Consider the following 22,709-nt stretch of genomic DNA (forward strand, 5'->3'; position numbering starts at 1 on the left):
GCCGCGACCTGGGGGGCACGGTGCGTTCGCCGAACCGGTTCAGCACACCTGGACCACGCGAACCCCTTTGCACCTCTGCAAGTTGGCTCGGGGGCCGACTCGGGGTCGTACTAGTGAGGGGCTGCAGAGATGTCACATCAACGAAGAAGGGGACTCGCCAGGTCACTGGTGAGTGCTCTGGCGGCAGTCGCCGTCGTCACGACGGGACTCGCCGCCGCCGGCGGGCCCGCCCAGGCGGCACCGCCCACCAAACCGGCCGCAACGCCCACGCCGGCATCCAAAATCAAGCCGGACGTGCTGGCCAAGCTGCAGGGCAAGGAAGCCAAGGAGGCGACGGACTACTGGGTCCGCTTCACTGACAAGGCCGATCTGACCGCCGCAAGCCGGATCACGAACTGGAACGAGCGCGGCACCGCGGTAGCCGCCGCGCTGCGCAAGACCGCGGCGGAGAGCCAGAAGACGGTTCGCGCCGAGCTCGATGCGCAGCATGTGAAGTACCAGGCGTTCTGGGGCACCAACGCGATCCGCGTCTCCAGCGGCTCGCTGGCGATGGCGCAGAGCGTGGCGGGTCACACCGAGGTCGAGGGCATCTACAACCCGATGGCCGTCGAGGTGCCCAAGGTCACCCCGGCTCAGACCGCGCAGCAGATCAACTCGATCGAGTGGGGTCTGGCGAACATCAACGCCGACGACGTCTGGTCGCAGTACGGCGACAAGGGCGCCGGGATCACCGTGGCCAGCATCGACACCGGGGTCCAGTACGACCACCCGGCGCTGGTGAAGCAGTACCGCGGCAACAACGGTAATGGCACGTTCGACCACAACTACAACTGGTTCGACGCGGCCGGCACCTGTGGCTCCGCTCCCTGTGACGGCAACGGCCACGGCACCCACACGATGGGCACCATGGCCGGTGACGACGGCGCCGGCAACCAGGTCGGCGTCGCACCGCAGGTGAAGTGGATCGCAGCCAACGGCTGCTGCCCGAGTGACGCAGCACTGATCACCTCCGGTCAGTGGATGCTCGAGCCGACCAACCTCGCCGGACAGAACCCGGACGCGAGTAAGCGGCCGAACGTCATCAACAACTCGTGGGGCACCACCGCGCCGTCGAACGACCCGTTCATGGAGGACATCACCCTCGCCTGGACCGCGTCCGGCATCTTCGGTGCGTTCGCCAACGGCAACAGCGGCGACCTCGGCTGCAACAGCAGTGGCGCGCCGGGCAGCCTGCAGAGCAACTACTCCGCCGGCGCCTACGACATCAACAACAACATCGCCTCCTTCTCCGGCCGTGGCGTCGGGCAGAACGGGGAGATCAAGCCCAACATCTCGGCTCCGGGCGTCGCCGTCCGTTCGAGTGTTCCGGGCAACGGCTACGCCAGCTTCAGCGGCACGTCGATGGCAACCCCGCACCTCGCGGGCGTCGTCGCATTGCTGTGGGCAGCGTCTCCGGCTCTGAAGGGCGACGTCACGGCCACCCGTGCGCTGCTCGACAACACGGCGATCGACAGCAACTCCACCCAGTGCGGCGGCACCGCGGACGACAACAACGTCTTCGGTGAAGGTCGCCTGGACGCGCTCGCGCTGCTGAACGCCGCTCCGATCGGTGACACCGGCACCCTCGCGGGCACCGTCAGCGCCGTCACCGGCGGCGCCGCAGTACCGGGTGCGACCGTGACCGTCAAGCAGACGGGCACGCCGGACCGGGTTCTCACCACCACCAGCACCGGAACCTTCTCCACGGTTCTGCCTGCCGGTGACTACACCCTCGCGGTGGCCGCCTTCGGCTACAAGGGCCAGACCGGCACCGCGACCATCACCACGAACGCCACCACGACGAAGAACTTCGCCCTGGAGAGCGCTCCGACGGTGAACGTCGGCGGCACCGTCACGGACGGCTCCGGCCACGGCTGGCCGCTGTACGCGAAGGTGAGCGTCGAGGGTCCGGGTGGCGTGTTCGACTACACCACCCCGACCAATGGCCGGTACAGCCTCAAGGTGCCGTCCAGCGCGGCGTACTCGCTGAAGATCGAGTCGCTGATCCCGGGGTACCAGGCCGTCAGCCAGCCGATCACGGTCGGTACCGGCAACGTGACCAAGAACGTCGCGGTGCCTGTCCTGACCGGCGCCTGCACCACGGCACCGGGGTACAAATACGGCTCTGACGGTGTCTACGAGACGTTCGACGGGCAGGTCGCGCCGAGCGGCTGGACCGTCGTCGACAACAAGGGCAACGGCCAGACCTGGAAGTTCACCGACGCCGGCAACCGGGGCAACCTGACCGGCGCCAACGGCGGCTTCGCGGTCATCGACAGCGACAAGTACGGCGCGGGCAACTCGCAGGACACCTCGCTGGTCAGCCCGGTGGTCGACCTGACCTCCGTCACCGCACCGGTGATCCGCTTCAACCAGGACCTCAACTGGCTGAGCGGCGAGAAGGCTGACATCGACCTGTCGATCGACGGTGGCGCCACCTGGGCGACCGTCGCGGCCGAGGCCGCGGACCTGCGCGGTACCAAGGAGATCGCGATCCCGCAGGCGGCCGGCAAGTCGGCCGTTCAGGTCCGCTTCCACTACTACGACGCCTCGTACGAGTGGTGGTGGGAGGTCGACAACGTCCTGATCGGCAGCCAGGTCAACTGTGTGCCGGTCGGTGGCGGTCTCGTCGTCGGCAACGTGAAGGACGCCAACACCGGCGGTTTCGTCAACGGCGCCGTCGTCACCCGTGACGACAAGCCGACCGAGACCGCGACCACCGTCGCGACCCCCGAGGACACCGGGTTGAACGACGGCTTCTACTGGCTGTACTCGTCGGACTCCGACGCGCACGGCTTCACCGCGAAGGCCGGCAACTACGTCAGCTCGAGCCAGTCCGTGAACGTCGAGGCCGACTGGGTCACGGCGGCGGACTACACCCTCGCGGCCGGCCGCCTGTCGGTCGCGCCGGGTTCGCTCTCGGGCAACCTCAAGCTGCCGACCGGTGCCGTCACCAAGTCGTTCACCGTCACGAACACCGGTGGTGCACCGGTCGACGTGAAGTTCGGTGAGCGCGACGGCGGCTTCACGCTGCAGAACGCGAACGGCACCACGACAACCCAGGCGCAGGTGCTGAACGGCCCGGGTGCTCCGCTGCAGCGGCTGCAGGTCCCGACCTCTTTCGGTGACAAGCTGACCGGCAAGATGGCCGGCACGCCCGCCGCGGCCAAGCCGATGGCGGCCCCGTGGACGGACATCGCCGACTACCCGGCGACAGTGATGGACAACCGGGTGGTCAACCTCGACGGCAAGATCTACTCCATTGCCGGTGGCAACGGTAGTGCGTCGAGCGCGAACAGCTACGTGTACGACCCGGCCACCCTGGCCTGGACCGCGATCGCCCCGCTGCCGGGTGCCCGGAACGCCGTCTCCGTCGGCGTTGTCGGTGGCAAGATCATCGCCAGCTCCGGCTGGGGTGCCTCCGGTCCGGACGCGGCGACCTGGTCGTACGACCCGGCTGCCAACGCCTGGTCCGCGGTAGCGAACAACCCGGCACCGCGTGCGGCCGCCGGAACCGCTGTCCTCGACGGCAAGCTGTACGCCGTGGGCGGCTGCACCACCGCAAGTTGCCTCCCGATGTCCAACACCGTGGTCGCTTACGACGCGGCGGCGAACACCTGGGAGACCCTGGCGAACTACCCGAAGTCGGTCGCGTTCGCAGCCTGCGGCGCCATCGACGGCCTGGTGTACTGCTCCGGTGGTAACGACGGTTCGGCCGCGCAGAAGGCCGGTTACGTCTTCGACCCGAGCAGCAACTCCTGGTCCGCCATCGCCGACGCTCCGGCCGATCACTGGGCGGCGTCCTCCGCCGTTGCCGGTGGCAAGCTGCTGGTGGTCGGCGGTGTCCAGGCCGGTGCGGTCACCAACGCCGGCTTCGCCTACGACCCGGCGGCCGGTACCTGGGCCGCTCTGCCGAACGCCAACATGCCGCGTTACCGCGGTGCCGCGGCGTGTGGCTTCTACAAGGTCGGCGGCTCCTCCGGTGGCTTCACCGCGACTGTGGACAGTGAGGCTCTCCCCGGCCTCGAGGACTGTGCGGAGTCGTCGGCCGATGTCAGCTGGCTGAGCATCGACAAGACCGAGGCCACCCTGGCCCCGGGCGCGAAGGTCACCGTCAAGGTGGGCCTCACGGCGAACGTGGACCAGCCGGGCACCTACACCGGTACGGTCACGATCGGCGAGAACACGCCGTACTCCGTTGCCCCGGTCGACGTGAAGATGGTCGTCACGCCGCCGAACACCTGGAGCAAGCTGCAAGGCACCGTCACCGGTGTCGCGACCTCCGGCGCCACCGCCGCACTTCCGGGCGCGATCGTCGAGGTGGACTCCTGGGCACAGTCGTACACCTTCATCGCCGACAAGGACGGCAAGTACGCCTACTGGCTCGACCGTCGCAACAACCCCCTGACGCTGATCGCCGCCAAGGACGGCTACAAGCCTCAGACCCGCACGGCCAAACTGGTAGCAGGCTCGCCCATCACCGAGGACTTCGCCCTGAAGTCCATCAAGTAGTACTGACGACCCAGCCCTAACAGCCGGCCCCCGCACAGCTTCGCCTGTGCGGGGGCCGTTCTACTGCCACACCCACACGCCGCTCCCCCGTGGCACGAATGCAGCCAGGCCGACTCTGTGCCTGGTTCGCCTAGTTTGCACAAGGATCCCCGGTGTCGCCCGATCCACGAGCGGGCGTACCACCGACAGCGGGCGTTATCACCGACAGCAGACGTACCGACGGACAGCAGACGTACCGACGGACAGCCGGCGGTACGACCGACAGCGGGGTCACCAGCGCCAGCGGGGCGTACCGACCGACAGGAAGTGTTCAAAACCAGCCCAGGTGTTCCGACTGGAGCACCGACTCGCGATCGGCCGATCGGGCAACTACTTCCTGTCGGTCGGTACGGGCAGCTCCCTACAGCACCCGCAGCACCCGCAGCACCCGCAGCACCGACCGGCCGTAGGCGGCTGTCCGATCGGCCTTCCAGCCGACCGACGGTAGGCGGCACGCGATACCCGGATCTTCGGCCAATAGAGGCCGGCAAGGGGCCAGGCGACGAAGAACCGGCCAGCGGTCCGCCGGCCAGCCCTGGCTAAGCGGTGGGGAGGAGGTGGAAGCCGACACCTCGTACTGCATGAATGGTGACAGCGGCGCCTAGTTCGGCGAGTTTCTGGCGGAGGCGCTTGACCACTGAGTGAATGTGCGAGCCGTGGCCGAGGTGTTCGTTGCCCCAGACGGCGTGGTGCAGGCGCTGGTAGGTCCAGACGCGCCCGGGCTCCTCTACCAGGCAATGCAGGAAGTCGTGCTCCAGCCGGGTCAACGGCATCTCGCGGTCCTTCCACCGAACCACCCGCCGGTCCATGTCCAAGCTGAGCTCCTCGACCGGCAGCTCCGGCGTTCCGTACTGAGGTCGGTTGGCGGTGGCCGCGGGCGTGCCTGGGTTCCAATGCCCAGCGGCGGGCCATCCGGTCGCGGGCAGCCCACTAGCCGACATGTCTGGAGCGCCCCTTCCTGTTGCGGGCATCCCGGTCGGGCCCGGTCCCGTCGCAGGTAGTCCGGTAGCACCCGGCCCGACCCCCGGCAGACCGGCGGTGGACTGGCCGCCGGTCGACTGGCCGAAGATCGACTGGCCGACGGTGGACTGGCCGCCGGTCGACTGGCCGGCGGTGGACAGATGGGCTGTGGGCAGATGGGCTGTGGGCAGCGGCAGTGACTCGATCTGGGCAGTCACTGTGTCGCGGTTTGCTGCCGGCAGCACGGCAGGGGTCAGTACTACGGGGGTCGACTCGGCTGCGGTGGTCAGGTCGAGAAAGGCCCGGGCCTGCTCCGCGCTCGAGACGAGCAGCAACACTTCGGCACCTCCGAGCAGCCGGACGAGTTGGACCCGCTCGGCAGTCGACGTGGCCACCCCGATGACTAAGGACGAGTCCGGCAGCCTCTCCATGGAGCCCCTCCGTTCAAACGCTTGCCGGGTCCAGACGCAGGGTCAAGTACGGCTAACGGGGAGGGCTAAGTCAAGGGATTCCCTGCGCACCCGAGTGGCACAAATGCGACCTGTCCGATGCCGGACAACCTGAGGCACCGGCCCTCACCCAGCGCCACGGAAAGGGCCTTCCACGGTCGCACACAGTCGCCGCCCCGCCAGAGCCGACCCGACACCCCACGGAGGAGCGACATGCGGAGGTGGGCGCCCGGGTCTGCCTGCAGGACGGGTGCAGGGAGACCCGGACGCGGGGATCGGCTGCCGGAATCAGCCGATGGTCTTGACGGCGGTGATGAGGGCGCCCGCGGTGGTGTCGCCGGAGAGTTCCCAGAAGAAGGCGCCGCCCAGGCCCTGGTTGTTGGCGTACGTCATCTTGCTGCGGATCGTGGCGGGGGTGTCGTAGCCCCACCACTGGCCGCTGCAGAAGGCGTACGCCGTCCCTCCGACCGTTCCGGTGGACGGGCAGCGGGTCGAGATGAGCTTGTAGTCCTCGATGCCGGCCTCGTACTTGCCCGGCGCTGCGCCAGTGGCTCGGCCGCCGGGAGCGGACTGGGTGACGCCGGTCCAGCCGCGGCCGTAGAAGCCGATGCCGAGCAGGATCTTCGAGGAGGGGATGCCCTTCGTCTTGAGCTTCTGGATCGCCGCGTCGCTGTAGAAGCCGGCCTGCGGGATCCCGGAGTACGAGGTGAGCGGCGAGTGCGGAGCCGTCGGGCCCTGGGCGTTGAACGCGCCGAAGTAGTCGTAGGTCATCGGCATGATCCAGTCGAGCTTCTGCGCCGCTGTGGCGTAGTCGGTGGCGTCGATCTTGCCGCCGCTGGTGCCGTCGGCGGTGATCGCGGCGGTGACGAGGGCGGACGAGCCGAAGCGGTTGCGCAGCGCCGTGATGACGCTGTTGAAGGCGTTCGGGCCGGAGGTGTCGCAGCTCAGGCCGCAGGCGTTCGGGTACTCCCAGTCGATGTCGATGCCGTCGAACACGTCGGCCCAGCGCGGGTCCTCGACCAGGCTGTAGCAGGAGTTCGCGAACGCGGTCGGGTTCTTGGCCGCTTCGGTGAAGCCGCCGGACCAGGTCCAGCCGCCGAACGACCAGACCACCTTGATGTTCGGGAACTCGCGCTTGAGCTTGCGCAGTTGGTTGAAGTTGCCGCGCAATGCTCCGGTGTCCCAGGTATCGGCGACGCCGTCGACGGATCCGGCCGCGTCGTAGAACTTGTCGTACGCCGCGTAGGAGTCGCCCATCGTGCAGCGGCCGCCGGTGGTGTTGCCGAACGCGTAGACGATGTTGGTCAGCTTCGCGGCCGATCCGCTCGTCTTGATGTTCTTCACGTGGTAGTTGCGGTCGTAGACGCCCCACTCGGTGAAGTAGCCGACGACCTTCTTGCCGGCGGCAACGACATTGCCGGCGTCCTGCTGGGCAACCACCGACGTCACGGGCGGGGCGGCGGCCGAGCGTTCAGGCGGCGGCGCGGCGACTGCGGCGGGCACGACGCCGGCGGCGAGCAGTGCGATCGCGGCGAGGAGAGTGGGCAGAGGGCGGATTCTCATGGTGTCCTCCTGGGGGGCGGAGAGGGACTGAGCGCACCTTACCCAGCACGGAGGGTTAAGAAAAGAAGAAACCCAAATAAAAATGGCCGCGCGATCACGCGAACACCTCCGCTACGAGCCGAGGTTGTTCGCCCTGGCCGTCCAGAAGCTCCGGACGAAGGTGTTGATCGCCTGATCGACGACCGCCTCCCGCTCCGCCTGCGGCAACCGGGAGAGCGGGCCCTCCAGCATCAGCAGCGACAACCCATGCACGAGCGACCAGGCAGCGACCTCTGAGCCGACCCGGTACTCCTCCCCCACGAAGCCCAGCTTGATTAGCTCGTCGACGCCCTTGACGAGCATCTGGTGCGGACCATCGGGAGCGCTGATGTCCAGCGGCGGCTTCGCCACGTCGACCGTGAAAGCGGTCCGGAACAGCCCGGGCTGCGACAGTGCGAACTCCACATAGCCGCGCCCGATCGCCTCGATCCGCGCCATCGCCGCCCTGGCCGGATCCGGTTCGTCCGGCAGACCCGCGAGCCGCTTGCGCATCACGATGCCCATCTGGTCCAGCGAATAGGCCTTCGCCGCGGCGAGCAGCGCCTCGTGCCCACTGAAGTGCCGGTACGCCGCGGTCGGGGTGACGCCGACAACGCGAGCAGCAGCGCGGATGGTCACGGCCGGCGGCCCGCCTTGCTCGGCGAGCTCCGCAGCGGCGGCGATCAGGGCGTTCCGCAGATCCCCATGGTGGTACGCATTCCGGCCGTTCATCAGCTTGATGTTGACGGTCGCACACATCCATGGCAAGTTAACACGTGCAAAGTTTACACCCGTCAACTTTGAACCGGCACTCCCTGACTCCCCTGGAGCACCGCCATGCTGACTCGCCTTGGAGCCTTCGCGGTCCGCCGCGCCCGCCCAGTCCTGCTGATCACCGTGGTGCTGCTCGCTGGCGCGGGCGTGCTCGGTTTCGGCGCCTTCGGCAAACTCGCCGGCGGCGGGTTCGACGACCCCGGCGCGGAATCGACCAAGGCCGCGACCGCGCTCGCGGACAACTTCGACGGACAGGCCGACCTCGTCTTCGTGGTCGACGCCGGCCGCAGCGTCGACGATGCCGCCGTCGCCAGGTCCGGGGCGGATCTCACCCGCAGGATCTCCGCCGAACCAGATCTCACCGGCGTCGCGTCGTACTGGACCACCAAGGCGCCGGCGATGCGTTCCGAGGACAGCAGCAAGGCGCTCGTGGTCGCCTCGATCAGCGGCGACTTCGATGCCCGCGCTGACGTCGCCGACCGGCTGATCAAGACGTACGGCGGGACGCACGACGGGCTGCGGGTGGACATCGGCGGCGAGGTCGGGGTGAACCACGACGTGAACGCGCAGGTCGGCCGCGACCTCGCGGTGGCCGAGGCGATCGCCGTACCGATCATCCTGGTGCTGCTGGTGCTGGCCTTCGGCAGCGTGATCGCCGCTCTCATTCCACTCGCGATCGGCACGATAGCGATCTTCGGCACCTTCGCCGAACTGTCGGTGCTCGGATCGGCCGCCGACGTCTCCATCTATGCGATCAACCTGACGACAGCCCTCGGACTCGGCCTGTCCATCGATTACGCGCTGCTGATGGTCAGCCGCTACCGGGAGGAGCTCGGCAAAGGCTCCGACGTGCGGACCGCGGTGGTCCGCACGGTCGAGACCGCCGGGCGGACGATCGTGTTCAGCGCTCTGACGGTGGCCGTCGCGCTGGCCGCGCTGCTGCTCTTCCCGCTGTTCTTCCTGCGTTCTTTCGCGTACGCCGGGATCGGCGTGATCGTGATCGCCATGATCGGCGCGCTGGTGGTTCTGCCGGCCCTGCTGACGGTGCTCGGACACCGGGTCAACGCCGGGCGACTGCCCTGGGTCAAGGGCGCTCCGAAGACGGTCGCTCCGTTCTGGGGGCGGCTCGCCGGACTGGCGATGCGGCGTCCGGGTCTGACCGCTCTGCCCGTCGTCGCGGGATTGTTGCTGTTGGCAACTCCACTGCTGCACGTGAATTTCGGCACGCCCGACGACAGGGTGTTGCCTACGACAACCAGCAGCCGGGTCGTCGGCGATGCCTTGCGCAGCGACTTCGGCAGCGACGACACGAACGCGATCAACCTGGTCAGCGCCGGTCGGGTGGACCCCGCCGCGGTGGCGCCCTACGCGGCGAAGTTGTCGCAGCTGCCGGACGTCGTACAGGTCGAGTCTTCGGCCGGGACGTTCGTCAAGGGGCAGGGCAAGGCTTCCCCGGCGGATGCGCGGATGGCTGCCAAGGGGGTTCAGCGATTGTCGATCGTGACGCGGGTGGACTCCAGGTCCGAGGCTGCCCAGCAGGTGGTCACCGAGGCTCGGGCGATGGCGGCGCCGGGTGGGTTCCTGGTCGGCGGGAACACAGCGCGGTTCATGGACAGCCAGCACGCGATCGGGTCCAGGCTGCCATTGGCCGGTGGGCTGATCGCGCTGACCACCTTCGTCCTGTTGTTCCTCTTCACCGGCAGTCTCCTGCAGCCGCTGCGGGCGCTGTTGCTGAACGTGGTCGGCCTGTCCGCGACGCTGGGGGCGATGGTGCTGATCTTCCAAGACGGCCATCTGTCGGGGTGGCTCGGTTTCACGCCGCTGCCGCTCGACACGAGCATGCTGGTGCTGCTCTTCTGCATCGCGTTCGGGTTGTCGATGGACTACGAGGTGTTCGTGCTGAGCCGGATCAAGGAGCAGCATGACGAAGGCGCGACGACCTACGACGCGGTGACGAACGGGCTGGCCCGCAGCGGGCGGATCGTGTCGATGGCGGCCGTGATCCTGTCGGTGAGCTTCTTCGCCTTCGGCACGGGGGCGGTCAGCTTCATCCAGCTCTTCGGGATCGGCAGCGGCCTGGCCGTGCTGATCGACGCCACCTTGATCCGGGGCGTCCTCGTCCCGGCGGCGCTGCGGCTGATGGGCCCGTATGCCTGGTGGTCGCCGGGGCCGCTGCGACGGCTCCACTCCCGCGTCGGCCTGACCGAGTCGAGCCCCACCTGAGGCCATCGCCCGGCCTGCCGCGGCCTGGCCGGGCGAGAGGTTTGACCAATTCGCGGATTGAGGTGCGGTGTGGGTGCGGTACGGAGTAATCTCCTCGCGCACGGTCACTTCTGACCGCAGTCGACGGAGGAACAGTGCCCGGATCCTCGGACGAGAACCGGTCCGATCCCATTCCGGCAGTCGCGACGAGTACCGGACTCGTGAGTCGGCGGCCCGGTTTCGTCTGGCTGCTGGCCGCCCTCCTCGTCCCCATGCTGGTGGCAGCCGTCCTGCTCGTGGTGAAGACCGCTTCGACCGAGGACGACCTGCGCGACCGTTCGCTAGCTGCTCTCCAGGCTCGCGGCATCACCGGTGTACAGGTCCAGTTCTCAGGCCGCGACGCCACGGTCGTGGTGCCGGCCGGCGGCGACGCGAGCGAGGCTCGTGACGTCGTCGCGGCCGTCGACGGCGTCCGGGCGGCCAACGCCCGGGGCGGCGGCGCCGGTCAGCCCGCGGCAGCGGCGACGGCGACGGCAGGAACGACGCCGAAGCCGGCAGATCCGGTTGTCACCCCACCCACGGATGCAGTGATCGCGCCGTTCTCGCTGAACCGGGCAGCTGGTTCGTTCACCGTCCAGGTGGCGGTGCGCGACCAGCAGACCAAGGACGCGCTCGTCGCCGAGGTGCAGGCGCTGCTGGAATCGGGCGGCAACTTCGACGACCAGATCACCATCGATCCGGCCGGCGGCCTGCCGAACGCGTCCGCGCTGTCCGCGCTGCTGCGAGCTCTCGCGACCGGCACCGGCCCAGCGTCGGTGCGGTACGACGGCAGCACCGTCACGTTGACAGGTCGGGTCTCGGACCAGGCGACCAAGGCGACGGCCGCGCGTGCCGCTGCCAAGGCAGTGCCTGGTGCGGTCGTCGCCAACCAGCTCACAGTGCCGACCGCCCAGAAACCGCAGCTCAGCGAGGCGTGCCAGACCTTCGAGGCACGACTCGCCCAGCTGATGACGCAGAACAAGATCGTCTTCCTGTCCGGAACCGCCATCGTCAACGAGGCGTCCCGGCCGTCCGTGGGCCGTGCCGCCGCGCTGCTGAAGAGCTGCGACACTGCCCGGGTCGAGGTCGCCGGCCACACCGACAACCTCGGCAGCCCCGCCACCAGCCTGCCGCTGTCACAGCAGCGCGCCGACGCCGTCAAGGCGACCTTGGTCAAGCTCGGCGTACCCGCCGACCGCATCACCAGCCGCGGCTACGGGGAGACCCGGCCGGTGGCTTCCAACCGCACTGCCGCCGGCCGCATCGCGAACCGCCGGGTCGAGATCCGTGTTCCGTAGACTTCCGTAGGGGATTGCAATGAGTTGGCTGATCGCGCAGGTCTGGGTCTTGCTGCTGGTCGCGTTCGTACTCGGCAGCGCCGCCGCCTGGTTGCTGCACCGGGTCGCGCCGACCCGACGGAGCGAGCGCTGATGGGCTGGCTACTGCGACACAACTGGCCCTGGACGCTCGTCGTGTTCTTGCTGGGAGCGGTCATCACCTGGGTCCTGCTCGGGCGACGCCAGCAGTCGAAGGCTCCGGTGGAAGCACGCCGGGAGGCTGAGGAACCCGTCGAGGAGAAGACCCTCGTCGGCGCCGGAGTCGGCGCAACCGCCTCCGAACCAGCCGCCCGTACGACGCCCGCTCCCGCTTCCCGCCGCTTCGAACCAGACCCGCCCGAGGTACAGATCGAGCCGCCGGCGCCCGTCACCGCCGCACCCCCTGCACCCGAGCCCGACCAACCGGCCGCGCCCGAACCCGCAGTACAAGCGCCGCCCGAACCCAAGGTGCCGGTGTTCTCCCGGCGGATGGAGGCTGCCGACGACCAGGCTGTGCCGACCTTGTTCGACGCTCCGGTCGAGGCCGAGATCGTCGTCCCGGCGAAGGAGGTTCCGGCCGGGCGGTACGGCGAGGGGTCAGCCGACGCGGTGCAGCACCAGGGCCCGCCGGACGGGTTCACGATCAAGGGCAACGCCCAGTCGATGCTGTTCCACACGCCCGATTCGCCGTACTACGGCCGAACCAAACCCGAGGTCTGGTTCCGCTCCGAGGCCGACGCCGAACGCGCCGGTTTCACCAAATACGCCCGCAGGCCCCGCAAGTCCCCGGGCGCCGGGCGGTGACTTCTCGCGTCGCCACGAACGACGCGAACCAGGTCACGGATCGGCTTGCGGATAGGGCGATCGGGCCCCTATTTGCTTGTACTGGCAAACGCCCGGCACACTGGTAAGAACGCCTGCTCGGACCGCCCATCCCCGGCGTCAATTCACATCACCGGACACCTCCGGCCTGTTTGCTGTGCCCTTTTGAGAACCGGTAGACCGGGTAAGGGACAACATTGCGGGCGGGAATCGTGTCCACCCGCGCGTCGCCGGATCGACCCGGCGAGCGCACCCCGCACTAACGCTAGGTTTGGACCGAGGGAAGACACCCGATGGAGGTGAGCGTGACCGACATGCTGCCGGAGCAGCACCACGGACTGACGAAGAGTGACCCGCTGTGGTTCAAGCGGGCCGTCTTCTACGAGGTCCTGGTGCGGTCCTTCAAGGACTCGAACGCCGACGGCATCGGCGACCTGCAAGGCTTGACCGAGAAGCTCGACTATCTCGAGTGGCTCGGCGTGGACTGTCTCTGGTTGCCGCCGTTCTACCCCTCACCCCTGCGTGACGGCGGCTACGACATCTCCGACTACACCAACGTGATGCCCGAGGTCGGCACCATCTCCGACTTCGCCGCGTTCATGGAGGCCGCGCACGCGCGCGGCATCCGGATCATCGTCGACTTCGTGATGAACCACACCTCGGACCAGCACCCCTGGTTCCAGGAGTCGCGCACCAACCCTGACGGCCCGTACGGCGACTTCTACGTCTGGTCGGACACCGACACGGCCTACTCCGACGCCCGGATCATCTTCGTCGACAGCGAGACGTCGAACTGGACCTGGGACCCGGTCCGCCAGCAGTACTTCTGGCACCGGTTCTACTCCAACCAGCCGGACCTGAACTTCGAGAACCCCGCGGTCGGCGACGCGATGATCGAGGCGCTGAAGTTCTGGCTCGACCTCGGCGTCGACGGCTTCCGGCTGGACGCGGTCCCCTACCTGTTCGAGGAGGAGGGCACGAACTGCGAGAACCTGCCCAGGACGCACGAGTTCCTGAAGCGGGTCCGCAAGGAGGTCGACGCGAACTACACCGACCGGGTGCTGCTCTGCGAGGCGAACCAGTGGCCGGCCGACGTGGTCGAGTACTTCGGCGACCGCGATTCCGGTGGCGACGAGTGCCAGATGGCGTTCCACTTCCCGGTGATGCCGCGGATCTTCATGGGGGTGCGGCGCGAGTCGCGGTTCCCGATCTCGGAGATCCTGGCCCAGACCCCGCAGATCCCCGACACCTGCCAGTGGGGGATCTTCCTGCGCAACCACGACGAACTGACCCTGGAGATGGTCAGCGACGAGGAGCGCGACTACATGTGGGGCGAGTACGCCCAGGACCCGCGGATGAAGGCCAACATCGGCATCCGCCGCCGGCTCGCGCCGTTGCTCGACAACGACGTGAACCGGATGGAACTGTTCACCGCGATGCTGCTGTCACTGCCCGGCTCGCCGATCCTGTACTACGGCGACGAGATCGGGATGGGCGACAACATCTGGCTCGGCGACCGAGACGGCGTCCGTACTCCGATGCAGTGGTCCCCGGACCGGAACGCCTCCTTCTCCACCGCCACCCCCGGCAAGCTCAGCCTGCCGGTGATCATGGACCCGGTCTACGGGTTCCAGGCGGTCAACGTCGAGGCGGAGATGGAGAACGCGTCGAGCCTGCTGCACTGGACCCGGCGGATGATCCAGACCCGCAAGCAGCACCCCTGTTTCGGCATGGGTACTTTCACAGACCTAGGCGGTTCCAACCCAAGCGTGCTGTCCTACGTGCGGGAGTTCGGTGACGATGTCGTGCTGTGCGTGAACAACCTGTCGCGCTTCCCGCAGCCGATCGAGCTGGACCTTCGTCAGTGGCAGGGCGTGGAGCCGGTCGAGCTGCTCGGCGGGGTGCATTTCCCGACCATCGGCGAGCTGCCGTACCTGCTCACGCTCGGTGCGCACGGCTTCTACTGGTTCCGCCTGCCGGTCAACAAGCCGGTTGAACGTGAGGAGAGCTCTTCGTGACTTCCAATCTGGACCAGGTCCAGTCCTTCTGCGCCAACCAGCGGTGGTTCGGCGAGAAGGGACACGACGTCCATGTCGACGCGATGGCCACCTCGGTGTGGCTGTCCGACGAGGGCGCCTGGCCTGCGGTCCGGATCGGATTCGTCTACTGCGCCGGCCCGCCCGGTGCGGAGAACGCAATCCGGGTCTACCAGTTGCCGCTCAGTTACCACCCCACGCCGGTCGAGAACCTCGCCCACGCACTGATCGGCGACTGGGAGGAGCAGGACCTCGGCGACACGAGGGTCTGGGTGTACGACGCGCTGCACGACAAGGAAGCGACGCCGTACTGGCTGGACGCGATCACGCACGGGCGCCGGCTGGACGGGCTGGAGTTCCACCCGGTGCATGCGCCGGAGCGCGCGACCGTCGTGCCGGACGACGCGCAGTCGCTCGTCCTGACGGTCGAGCAGAGCAACACGTCGCTCGTCTTCGGCGACACCGCGCTGCTGAAGGTGTTCCGCCGGCTCGAGCCCGGGAGCAATCCCGGGGTCGAGATCGAGTCGGCGCTCACCGAGGCGGGCTCCGAACTGGTTCCCGAGGTGCTCGGATCGGCGCGTGGCTCCTGGCCGCGCGCCGGTGGCGGCACGGACACCGGTGACCTCGCGATGATGACGGTCTTCGAGAAGAACGCGACCGACGGCTGGTCGTACGCGACCACCTCGGTGCGCGACCTGTACGCCGAGGCGGACCTGCACGCCGAGGAGGTCGGCGGGGATTTCGCGGCCGAGTCGCAACGGCTCGGCGCGAGCACCGCACAGGTGCACGCCGAGCTGGCCAAGGCGCTCGGCGCGGACGTGTGGGAACCGTCCCAGATGGTCGAGCACGCGGCCGCGATGAAGCGCCGGCTGGAGAAGGCCGCCGCGGCGGTGCCCGAGCTGGCCGAGTACGCCGACGGACTCGCCCGCGCCTTCGACGCGCTCGCGGCGTACGACGTACCGGTGCCGGTGCAACGGATCCACGGCGACTTCCACCTTGGTCAGGTGCTGCGCACGATCGAGGGCTGGAAGCTGATCGACTTCGAGGGCGAGCCGGCCAAGTCGCTGGTCGAGCGGCGGGCGCTGGACACCCCGATCAAGGACATCGCCGGGATGCTGCGCTCCTTCGACTATGCGGCCCGCTCGCTGCTGGCCGACCACCAGGGCGACCAGCAGATCGCCTATCGCGCAGCCGAATGGGCGAACCGGAACCGCCGCGCTTTCTGCGACGGGTACGCCGAGGTGGCGGGTGCGGATCCGCGCGATCAGGGCGTCCTGCTCAGCGCGTTCCTGGCCGACAAGGTCATCTACGAGACCCTGTACGAGGCCCGGAACCGGCCGACCTGGCTGCCGATCCCGCTGGCCGCGGCCGCGCAACTGAGCACCACCGAGTAGGCGGCCCGAGCGGACCGTCCACTCCGCCGAGCAAGTTCCGGCTGCAGACCCGCTTGCCGGTGGCCTCTGTGTAGGTGTCAGGGAGTCGGGTACGGGGTGCAGAAGATGAGGTGCTGATCGGGCAGGATGGGGTGTATGGAATCGAACGAGCGTGGGACCGAAGTGGGCACGCCGTTGTCCGAACCGATGACCGAGCCGCCGAAGAAGGCCGAGCCCGCGGTGGTGGAGTCAGGGCCCAAGCCGGTGGCGGTGGATCGCGGGGTGCTGGAGCGGCTGGTGAGCGGCACCTACCACGATCCGCATCAGGTGCTCGGGCCCCATCTCGGCGAAGGCTCCGTGACGCTGCGAGTGCTGCGCCCGTTCGCGAGTTCGGTGACCGCGGTGTACGACGACCAGCGGGTCGAGTTGCGGCACGAGTTCGAGGGGATCTGGGTCGGCGTCCTCGATGTCGACAAGGTGCCCGACTACAGGCTCGAGGTGGCTTACACCGACGGCCCGGCGCTGGAGGTCGACGACCCGTACCGGTACCTGCCGTCGCTCGGTGAGATGGACCTGCACCTCATCGGCGAAGGTCGGCACGAGCAACTGTGGGCGGTGCTCGGTGCGCATGTCCGCCGGTACGACGGCCCGACCGGTTCCGTGACCGGGACCTCCTTCGCCGTCTGGGCGCCCAACGCGCAGGGCATCCGGCTGACGGCCGACTTCAACTTCTGGGACGGCCGGGCCCATCCGATGCGCACGATGGGTGCTTCCGGGGTCTGGGAACTGTTCGTGCCGGGCGTCGGCCCGGGCACGCGGTACAAGTTCGACATCTGTGGGCGCGACGGCGTCTGGCGGCAGAAGGCCGACCCGATGGCGAACCTGGCCGAGACTCCCCCGGCGAACGCGTCGGTCGTGACCGAGTCGACGTACGAGTGGAAGGACGACGCGTGGGTCGACCGCCGCGCGGCCTCCCAGGCGTACGCCGAGCCGATGAGCATCTACGAGGTCCACCTCGGCTCGTGGCGCAAGGGCCGGTCGTACCGTGAACTGGCGGACGAGCTCGTTGCCTACGTCAACGAGATGGGCTTCACCCACGTCGAGTTCATGCCGGTGATGGAGCACCCGTTCGGCGGGTCCTGGGGCTACCAGGTCACCTCGTACTTCGCTCCGACGTCGCGCTTCGGTGATCCCGACGACTTCCGGTTCCTGGTGGACGCCCTGCACGGGGCGAACATCGGCGTGATCGTCGACTGGGTGCCGGCGCATTTCCCCAAGGACGCCTGGGCGCTGGCCCGGTTCGACGGGACGCCCCTCTACGAGCACCCGGACCCGCGGCGCGGCGAGCAGCCGGACTGGGGCACGCTCGTGTTCGACTTCGGCCGGCCGCAGGTGCGCAACTTCCTGGTCGCGAACGCGCTCTACTGGGCCGAGGAGTTTCACATCGACGGCCTGCGGGTCGACGCGGTCGCCTCGATGCTCTACCTGGACTACTCCCGCCAGGAAGGCCAGTGGGTCCCGAACCAGTACGGCGGCCGCGAGAACCTCGAGGCGGTGTCCTTCCTCCAGGAGATGAACGCGACCCTCTACAAGCGGGTGCCCGGTGTCGTCACCGTGGCCGAGGAGTCCACCTCCTGGCCGGGGGTCACCCGACCGACGCATCTCGGCGGACTCGGCTTCGGCTTCAAGTGGAACATGGGCTGGATGAACGACTCGCTCAGCTACATGGAGCACGAGCCTGTTCACCGGCAGTACCACCACCACGAGATGACCTTCTCGATGATGTACGCGTACTCCGAGAACTTCGTGTTGCCGCTGTCCCACGACGAGGTGGTGCACGGCAAGGGTTCGCTGCTGCGCAAGATGCCGGGCGATCGCTGGCAGCAGTTGGCGAACCTGCGCGCCTACCTGGCGATGATGTGGGCCCACCCGGGCAAGCAGTTGCTCTTCATGGGCTGCGAGTTCGGCCAGGAGTCCGAGTGGTCCGAGAAGGGCGAACTCGACTGGTGGTTGCTGGACCACGCCGACCACGTCGGGCTGCAGCAGCTGGTCAAGGACCTGAACGGTAGGTACCGCGACACCAAGGCGCTGTGGGGCAACGACCACCTCCCCGAGCGGTTCTCCTGGATCGACGCCAACGACGCCGGCAACAACATCTTCTCGTTCGTCCGGTACGGCGGCGAGGGGGAACCCACGCTCGCCTGTGTCGCGAACTTCTCGGCGGTGCCGCACTACGGCTACCGGCTGGGCCTCCCGTACGCCGGACACTGGGAGGAGGCGGTCAACACCGACGCTCACGTGTACGGCGGGTCGGGCGTCGGCAACTTCGGCGGGTTCGAGGCGGACGGCCCGAGCTGGCACGGGATGGCCACCAGCGCGGAGCTCTCCGTACCCCCGCTCGGCACGATCTGGCTGCGCCACAACGGCTGACCTCCGACGTGCGCTGGTCGGACCCGCTGATGGGAGTGCGGTGCATCTCCCGGAGAGATGCACCGCACTCTTCGTTTCAGCTGACGGTTGTCAGCGTGAACGTGTTCGTGTAGCTGGCGTCGACCGGCGGGCCGGTGCCGGTGGTCGAACCGGAGACCCACCAGCGGAACGAGTACACGCCGCGCCGGTTGAAGTTGAACTCCCCGCTGTACCCCTTGCCGCCGGACAGAGTCGTGGACGTGATCCCCTGCCAGTCACCGTTGGCCGTCTGGTACTGCAGGGCCGCCGTCTGCGAGAGCGCGGGGTTCACCCACAGGTATGCGTTCGGCTTCTGCCCCAGGGTGATCACCGGCGCGACGAACTTCGCCGACATCGCCCTGGTGGTCGCCCGGACCACCTTCGAGGCGGTGATGCTCTGGTACTGGACGTCACCGTTGAGCGACCCGTTCAGCGCCGTGCGGTATTCGCGGGCTCCCGGGTTCGGCACCGAGAACGAGTACTTGCCCTGGGCATCCGTGTTGGCGACGCCCACGGCGTACCACGGGCTGGTGGCGGAGTTCCGGGCCTGCAGCACGATCTGGATCCGGGCCTTGGCCGGGTCGTCGGCGTTGACGCAGGTCGAGCCGCTCTCCTTGATCTGGCGCAGCGAGATGCCGCCTGTGAAGGAGATCGTCGAACCGAAGGCGGTGCTCGAGGGCGCCGACATCGTGAGCGTCGACGTCCGGACCGGCTTGACCCCGAGGTGAGACTCGCCCCAATTGCTGGCGGTGTAGACCTTCAGGTTCAACGGTTGGCCCTGGTTCCCGATCGTGCCGTTAGATGCGGTCCTGACCGGCAGCTGCACGACCTTGCACTGGTCCTGGACCAACTGCGGGAGGTAGCGCAGCTGGTCCAGGTCGAGCGGATCGTTCGGCGTTGTGTCGGCGGAGTAGTCGAATGCGGACCAGTTCACGACCTGTCCAGCCGCGAGATCCGCGGCGATCGCCGACTCGCCCCGGACGTACCGGTCGAAGGCCGCCGACAGGGCGTCGGCACCTCCGCCAGTGACGCGGATCTTGGCGGTCGCCGCCGGGTCGTGGGTCGGCTCGAGCACCGCCGGGTCGACCAGCAGCTGGTTCGCACCGGCGGCCGTGGTGGTTCCGAGCTGCTTGTCCGCGGTTCCGGGCCGTACCAGCGAGATCGTGTTGGCCGCCGCCGTGTCCTCGGTCCAGGTGACCTGGACCTTGCCGCCGGACCAGGCCAGCTTGACGCCGGCGGCCTCCGCCGAGGCCGGAGTCGCGTGGGCGGCGACAGCCGTGGCCGCCAGGCTGCCGAACAGCGCCATGGCAGTGAGTGACTTCGTGAACATGAACTTCCCCCTAGATCAACGGTCATTGGTGAAACCGCCGCCGAGGCCGTCCCTCCCAGCCCCCAGCGGTGGACATCTACTGGTTAGGACGCCCCGGATCACCAAAAGATTGAGTCGCGGTGGAAGTTTTCTGCTGCGGCCGTCTCACGACCGCTCCTTACTCACCTAACTGCAGCAGTCACCTGACGGTCAGCGTGAACGCTGCCGTATAGACCGGGTCGACCTTCAGCCCGCCGCTCGTAGTACTGCCCGGGACCCACCAGCGGAACTGCGTCGCGCCCCGGCGGTTCCAGGCGAAGGTCGCGATCCCGCGCCCCGACGACAACGTCTTGTGCATGACCCCTTGCCAGGCCCCGCTCGCGTTCTTGAACTGGAGCGCCGCCCGCTGCGACCCGGCGGGGTCCACCCACAGGTAGGCCTGCGGCTTCGTCCCGTAGTTGATCACCGGCGCGATGAACTTCGCCGACCTCACCCTTGTCGAGGTCCTGACGACCTTGCTCGCGCTCGATCCGCCGTAAGCCGCGGTGTCGCCGCCGAAGGGGGACGTGTGGCGGCTGGCGATGGTCGCACGCACTACGCGGTACTCGCGGGCGCCCTGGTTCTTCACAGCGAGCTTGTAGTTGCCGTTCACATCGGTCTGGACGGAGCCGACGACCGACCAGGCCGTCGCGCCGATCGGACGGGCCTGCAACGTCAGCGTCTGGCCAGCTCGTGGCTCGAGCTGCTGGTCGCAGAACGGCGGCATACCGCGGATGAACATGAAGCCGGCCGTCAGCTTGCCGGTGAACGTCGTACTCGTCCCGTACTGCGTGGCTGTGGGCGCCGCGATCGTCAGTGCGGCGGTAGTCTCGACGAAACCGGCGTCCGTCGCGGACGTGCCCCATTCGTTCGAGATGTCCAGGACCAGTGCAGAAGCCGTGCCGAGTCTCGGGACGACTCCGGTCCGCGAGCTGGTGGGTGCTGAAGCTGGAACGTCCTTGCAGTCGTACATGCCGGCAGGGTCGTTGTCCACGCGCTGCCTGAGCGCGTACCGATAGGCCTTGGGCAGATCAAGTGGATCGCCCGGCGTGCCGTCCGGCACCGTATCCGGCGCGGCCGTCCAGTGCAACGTGCCGTCCGGAGCGAACGACAGTTGGACGTCCGCCTGGTAGTAGACGAATGTGTCGAAGTCCACCGACCGCGCCTCGTCGCCGGCGGGATCCGAGACGACGATCCAGTTCTTCGCGGCGGCCTCGACCGAGGGGCCGAACGACCCCGTGCCGACCACCAACTCGTTCGGACCACCCGCTGTCGTGCTGCCGATCGCCGTGACCATCTGGCTGTCGGTCATCCAGGTCAACGAATTCGCGACCGGTGTGGTTTCGGACCAGCTGATGCGGATCTTGGTGTGGGTGGCGTCGGACCAGGCGATCTTCACCGCGCTGATGTCGCCCGGGGCCGCCTGCGCGGCTTGAATACCCCACCCACTCAGCAGCGCGACGGCCCCGGCCAGTGCGAGCAACCTCTTCATCCTCGGCTCCCTCCACTCACCTGGATCGATGCGGCCAGAAGCCAAAAGGTTGCGGACCCGCCAGGTCTTCCGATCCGGTCCGCGAACGGCTGTCACTTCGGGGCCGCAGGTTGACTGGGGCAGCCTTCAGGGGTGGTAGCGGGCCGCGGGTTGAGTGAGGAGGTTCAACGGGTAGCGTTCACCGGGTGACTGGTGTGCCGCCGCAGCCGACGTTGACCGATGGTGAGCTGACGTTGCGTCCGTGGCGCGAGGAGGACATCGACCTCGCGCACGGGCTGGCCGACGAGGAGATCTCGCGCTGGTTCGACTTCGACGGCGTCCCGCCGCGGGCCGGACTCGCCGAGGCGGTCGAGCGCTGGCACCGCGAGTACGCCGAGGACCGGGCCGCGGTGAACTTCGTGGTCGAACTGGCCGGGGAGTCCGGACCGGTCGGGAACGTCGAGGTGCGACGGATCTCCCCCGGCGTCGGGAACATCTCCTGGACGACGTACAAGCCGTACCGCGGGCGGCGAGTGGCTCAGCGGGCGGTGCGACTCCTGGTGGTCTACGCCTTCGGTGAGCTCGGGCTGGACCGCCTCCAGGTCGAAGTGGATCCGGAGAACCGCGCGTCAGGCCGCGTCGCCCTGCGGTCCGGCTTCCGGCGCGAGGGAATCCTGCGCGGCGGCGCCACCCTGCAGGGCGAACGTCGGGACGTCGCCGTCTACGGCCTCCGCCGGGACGACCCCCGACCTGACACGGTGACCGGGTGGACCGCTCTGATGGACTCGGTGCTGCCGAAGAAGAGGGTGATCGCGCACGTGGTCATCCGCGACACCGAGGGTCGCGTCTTGCTGTGCAAAGTCAGCTACAAGAGTGATCTGGAACTGCCGGGCGGTGTGGTCGAGCCGGACGAGGATCCCTTGACCGGCGCGGTGCGAGAGATGGAAGAGGAGCTAGGTGTCGCGCTGCCGCTCAACGGGGTGGTCGCGATCGACTGGCTGCCGCGCTGGGAAGGCTGGGGCGACGCGATCGAGATCCTGTATGACGGCGGCGTCCACGACCCTTCGCTGATCGAGCGGCTGCACCCCGATGGGTCCGAGATCCTCGGCCTCGGCTGGTACTCCCCCGACGAGCTGGCCGGCCTGGTCTCCCCACTCAACGAACGCCGCCTCCCCGCGATCCTCGCCGCCCCCGACACCCTCCACAACCTCCGCGACGGCGAGCCGATCAGCTGAGCCGTCCGACCCGGGCCGGGAGGCGACGCAGGACTTGATCGGTGGAGCCCGATCTTCGCCTTCTT

At 68.3% G+C, this 22,709-nt stretch carries 12 protein-coding genes and 1 pseudogene; 8 read left to right on the forward strand and 5 right to left on the reverse strand.

From position 1 onward, the window contains the following. Positions 1-168: 168 nt before the first annotated feature. Positions 169-4,551 carry a S8 family serine peptidase gene (locus ABD210_RS03350; RefSeq protein WP_344108538.1) on the forward strand — a complete coding sequence of 1,461 codons (4,383 nt, stop codon included), beginning with the start codon at positions 169-171 and terminating at the stop codon, positions 4,549-4,551. Positions 4,552-5,129: 578 nt separating this feature from the next. Here ABD210_RS03350 and ABD210_RS03355 read toward each other — a convergent pair. The 3 genes from ABD210_RS03355 to ABD210_RS03365 form a co-directional block, all read right to left on the reverse strand. Next, positions 5,130-5,981, reverse strand: a complete 852-nt coding sequence (locus tag ABD210_RS03355) for a winged helix-turn-helix domain-containing protein (RefSeq protein ID WP_344108540.1) — start codon at positions 5,979-5,981, stop codon at positions 5,130-5,132. A gap of 306 nt (positions 5,982-6,287) precedes the next feature. After that, a complete protein-coding gene (locus ABD210_RS03360) occupies positions 6,288-7,562 on the reverse strand; it encodes a glycoside hydrolase family 18 protein (RefSeq protein ID WP_344108542.1) in 1,275 nt (424 codons plus the stop codon). Between the two features lie 111 nt (positions 7,563-7,673). After that, a complete protein-coding gene (locus ABD210_RS03365; RefSeq protein WP_344108544.1) occupies positions 7,674-8,339 on the reverse strand; it encodes a TetR/AcrR family transcriptional regulator in 666 nt (221 codons plus the stop codon). Positions 8,340-8,417: 78 nt separating this feature from the next. Between ABD210_RS03365 and ABD210_RS03370 the strand changes: the two genes are divergently transcribed. From ABD210_RS03370 to glgB, 6 genes and pseudogenes are all read left to right on the forward strand, one after another. After that, positions 8,418-10,577 carry an MMPL family transporter gene (locus ABD210_RS03370; RefSeq protein ID WP_344108546.1) on the forward strand — a complete coding sequence of 720 codons (2,160 nt, stop codon included), beginning with the start codon at positions 8,418-8,420 and terminating at the stop codon, positions 10,575-10,577. 200 nt (positions 10,578-10,777) lie between these two features. Next, entirely contained in the window at positions 10,778-11,893 is a 1,116-nt protein-coding gene (gene arfA / locus ABD210_RS03375) for a channel-forming protein ArfA/OmpATb (RefSeq protein WP_344108548.1), read from the forward strand. A 603-nt stretch (positions 11,894-12,496) separates the two neighbouring features. Beyond that, a pseudogene (locus ABD210_RS03380) lies at positions 12,497-12,715 on the forward strand (sunset domain-containing protein); the annotation flags it as partial. 311 nt (positions 12,716-13,026) lie between these two features. After that, entirely contained in the window at positions 13,027-14,751 is a 1,725-nt protein-coding gene (gene treS / locus ABD210_RS03385; protein WP_425552616.1) for a maltose alpha-D-glucosyltransferase, read from the forward strand. After that, positions 14,748-16,163, forward strand: coding sequence for a maltokinase N-terminal cap-like domain-containing protein (locus tag ABD210_RS03390; RefSeq protein WP_344108551.1), 1,416 nt, complete (start codon positions 14,748-14,750; stop codon positions 16,161-16,163). Before treS ends, ABD210_RS03390 begins: the two co-directional genes overlap by 4 nt. A 135-nt stretch (positions 16,164-16,298) precedes the next feature. After that, entirely contained in the window at positions 16,299-18,572 is a 2,274-nt protein-coding gene (glgB, locus tag ABD210_RS03395; protein ID WP_344108553.1) for a 1,4-alpha-glucan branching protein GlgB, read from the forward strand. Positions 18,573-18,648: 76 nt separating this feature from the next. Here glgB and ABD210_RS03400 read toward each other — a convergent pair whose 3' ends face one another. Both ABD210_RS03400 and ABD210_RS03405 read right to left on the reverse strand, forming a co-directional pair. Beyond that, on the reverse strand, positions 18,649-19,920 hold the full coding sequence (locus tag ABD210_RS03400; protein WP_344108555.1) for a hypothetical protein: 1,272 nt from the start codon (positions 19,918-19,920) through the stop codon (positions 18,649-18,651). A 178-nt stretch (positions 19,921-20,098) separates the two neighbouring features. Beyond that, positions 20,099-21,430, reverse strand: a complete 1,332-nt coding sequence (locus ABD210_RS03405; RefSeq protein WP_344108557.1) for a hypothetical protein — start codon at positions 21,428-21,430, stop codon at positions 20,099-20,101. Between the two features lie 185 nt (positions 21,431-21,615). On the opposite strand from ABD210_RS03405, the gene ABD210_RS03410 reads away from it, so the two are divergent. Then, the gene (locus tag ABD210_RS03410; RefSeq protein WP_344108559.1) at positions 21,616-22,644 is read left to right on the forward strand and encodes an NUDIX hydrolase; all 1,029 of its coding nucleotides are present in this window, start codon (positions 21,616-21,618) and stop codon (positions 22,642-22,644) included. The last annotated feature ends 65 nt before the right edge of the window (positions 22,645-22,709 follow it).

This window comes from Kribbella alba (assembly GCF_039529635.1).
In the GTDB taxonomy this organism is placed as follows: Bacteria; Actinomycetota; Actinomycetes; order Propionibacteriales; family Kribbellaceae; genus Kribbella; species Kribbella alba.